2 protein-coding genes and 1 pseudogene are annotated in these 3,108 nt (G+C 72.1%); 2 read left to right on the forward strand and 1 reads right to left on the reverse strand.

Translation table 11 applies throughout. The annotated features are described in order from the left end of the window. A partial coding sequence (locus JM949_RS38270) for a hypothetical protein (protein ID WP_238434440.1) occupies nucleotides 1–207 on the reverse strand: 207 nt, incomplete at its 3' end. A 50-nt stretch (nucleotides 208–257) separates the two neighbouring features. Here JM949_RS38270 and JM949_RS34920 point away from each other — a divergent pair. Then, nucleotides 258–854 (forward strand): prenyltransferase/squalene oxidase repeat-containing protein, encoded by a 597-nt coding sequence (locus JM949_RS34920; RefSeq protein WP_203152331.1) that lies wholly within the window; start codon nucleotides 258–260, stop codon nucleotides 852–854. Nucleotides 855–928: 74 nt separating this feature from the next. Continuing rightward, a pseudogene (locus JM949_RS34925) lies at nucleotides 929–3,108 on the forward strand (sensor histidine kinase); the annotation flags it as partial.

Below are 3,108 nucleotides of genomic sequence, written 5' to 3' on the forward strand. Positions count from 1 at the left end.
GGCAGCCTGGCCCGGGTCGGGGTGCCGGTCCGGCCCGCGCCGAAGCTCGTCGCGGAGCTGGCCGCCGCGATCGGGCCGCAGGGCGCGCCGACCGGTCCGGGGCTCCCGGCCGACGCCGACACCACCTCGGCGGCTCTCTACGCGCTGGCCCGCCTCGGTCACCCGGTGGACCCGGCGAGCCTGCTCCACTTCGACCTGGGCAGCCACTTCTGCACCTGGCAGGGGGAGAACGGCAGTCGGTCACCACGAACGCGCACGTGCTGGAGGCGCTCGGCTGGCATGCCCGTACGACGCCGACCGCCGCGAGCCGCTACGGCGGCCGGGTGGCGGCAGTGGCCGGGTGGCTCGGCGGTGAGCAGCAGCCCGACGGCTCCTGGGTGGACCGCTGGCACGCCTCGCCCTACTACGCCACCTGCTGCGTCGTCACGGCGCTCGACCGGTACGCCCCGGCGGAGGTCGCCGGGGCGGCGGTGGACCGGGCCGTCGACTGGGTGGTCGGCACCCAACGGGCGGACGGGACGTGGGGGCGTTGGGCGGGCACCGTGGAGGAGACCGCGTACGCCCTGCACGTGCTGCTGGGCGTCGGTCGGCCGATCCGCCCGGGGGTACGGGAGGCCATCAGTCGCGGATACCGCCATCTGAACACAGTGGACAGTAGCGACGATCACATTCCACTGTGGCATGACAAAGATCTTTATATGCCCCGGCTGATCGTCCGCGCGGCCATTCTCGCAGTCCGACAGTTGGCCCTGGTCAGACCCGATCTGGTCAATGGCGCGGACCGGGCTTCACTCCGGTCGGCCACGGCGGTCCCTTGGTCGGCGGCGCTTGAGCGTGGCCCCGGACGCTGCTAGCGTGCGCCGGGGTCGACTCGTGCAATCCGCGATTCTGACTGATCAATCACACAGGCCGCGCCAGGGACGGTGTAATGGGTTCCCGCAGTACGAATCTGCGTACCAAGGTCGTTGCTCTACTCGTCTCACTAGTCGCGCTCTGGAGCTTCACGGCCTGGGTCACCGTCCGGGACGGGGTCAACCTACTCGGTGTGCAGACCCTGGACTCGAAGGTCTTCGATCCCACCGAGCCGCTGCTGTTGCAGTTGCAGTTGGAACGTCGGGCCTCGCTGACCTACCTCGGCCGTCCTGACGACGCGCAGCGCGCCACGCTGGCCGAGGCGCGGCGACGCACCGACCAACTGGCCGCGAAGTTCATCAAGTCCACCGAGAACTGGCAGGTCAGCACGCTCGGCAGCGACACCCTGGACCAGCGGATCAAGGCCCTCGTCAGCGGGCTGGACAATCTGGACACGACCCGTACGGCCGTCGACGAGCGAAGCGTCGACCGGGCCGGGGCCATCGCGACCTTCACCGGAGTGATCGAGTCGATCTACCGGGTGTACGACGCGCTCGGCAACCTCGACGACGAGCAGGTCGCCGAGGACACCGCCGCGCTGATCGGCCTCAACCGGTCCCGGGAGCTGCTGTCCCAGGAGGACGCGCTGCTGGCCGGTGTGCTGGCCGCCGGGCGCATCACCCCGGCCGAGCGGGCGGAGTTCACCCGGATCGTCGGTGCCCGCCAGTTCGTCGCCTCCTCGGCACTGGTCCGGCTCCCCGCAGCCGACCAGCGCCGCTACGAGGCGATGTCGGCCGGCGCCACCTTCAGCCGGCTGACCGGCCTGGAAACCCAGATCATGCAGGGCGCCGGCGCCGGCGGCCGGCCGTGACCGCGACGGAGTGGAACGACACCACCGCTCCTGCGCTGACCGAGATCAGCGAGGTCGTGCTGGCCGGTGGCGACGGCGTGGTCGACCGGGCGACGCCGGTCGCCGTCGGCGTCGTCGTCCGGTTGGCGTTGGCCACCGGCCTCGGCCTGCTCGCCGTCATCGCCTCGATCATCGTCTCCATCACCACCGCCCGCGCCCTGGTGCGGCAGTTGGAGCGGTTGCGCGGGGCGGCCTTCCGGCTGGCCAACGAACGCCTGCCCGGCGTGGTCGAGCGGCTCGGTCGCGGCGAGGAGGTCGACGTGGCAACCGAGGCCCCGCCCCTGGAGTTCGGCACCGACGAGATCGGCCAGGTCGGCAAGGCCTTCAACGCGGTCCAGGAGACCGCCATCCGGACCGCGGTCGAGCAGGCCGAGCTGCGCCGCAACGTGCGCGAGGTCTTCCTCAGCCTGGCCCGACGCACCCAGGCCCTGGTGCACCGTCAGCTCACCCTGCTGGACGCGATGGAGCGGCGCGAGCAGGACGCGGAGGAGCTGGAGGACCTGTTCCGGGTTGACCACCTGGCCACCCGGATGCGGCGTAACGCCGAGAACCTGATCGTGCTCTCCGGCTCCACCCCGGGCCGGGCCTGGCGACGCAACGTCCCGATGGTCGACGTGGTGCGCGGCGCGGTGGCCGAGGTCGAGGACTACACCCGGGTCAACGTGCTGCCGCTCGGCCCGGTCTCGCTCGCCGGCCGCGCGGTCGGCGACGTCATCCACCTGCTCGCCGAGCTGATCGAGAACGGGTTGTCGTTCTCCCCGCCGCACACCACTGTGGAGGTGCGCGGCCAACTGGTGGCCAACGGGTTCGCCATCGAGATCGAGGACCGGGGCCTCGGCATGAGCGAGGAGGACCTGGCCGCTGCGAACCACCGCATCGTCGACCAGTCCGAGCTGAACCTCGCCAACGCCACCCGCCTCGGGCTCTACGTGGTGAGCCGGCTGACCGAGCGGCACGGCGTCCGGGTCCGGCTGAAGGAGTCCGCGTACGGCGGCACCACCGCGGTCGTGCTGATCCCGCTGGAACTGGTCACCGAGGCCGGCGTGTCCCCGGAGGACTCCGGGGCGTTCCGGGCCGAGTCGGCAATCCCGATGCCGTCGGCGCCCGCCGCCGATGCCGGCCGTCCCGCCTTCCTCGCACCGCTCGCGCTGGCCGCGTCGACCAGCACCGCGCCGGACGGGGCAGCTCCGGTCAGCACGGCGGCACCCATCGCCGACGACACCGCCACCCCGACGCCGCCGACCGACGAGACCGTGCTGCCCACCCGGCAGCGGACGACACCGGCCACCGCCACACCCGAGCTGCCCACCCGGGCCCGGCGCGGCGTCGGTCAACCAGCCCTGGAG

Origin of the sequence: Micromonospora tarensis (assembly GCF_016803395.1) — a bacterium.
Classification (GTDB): Bacteria; Actinomycetota; Actinomycetes; order Mycobacteriales; family Micromonosporaceae; genus Micromonospora; species Micromonospora tarensis.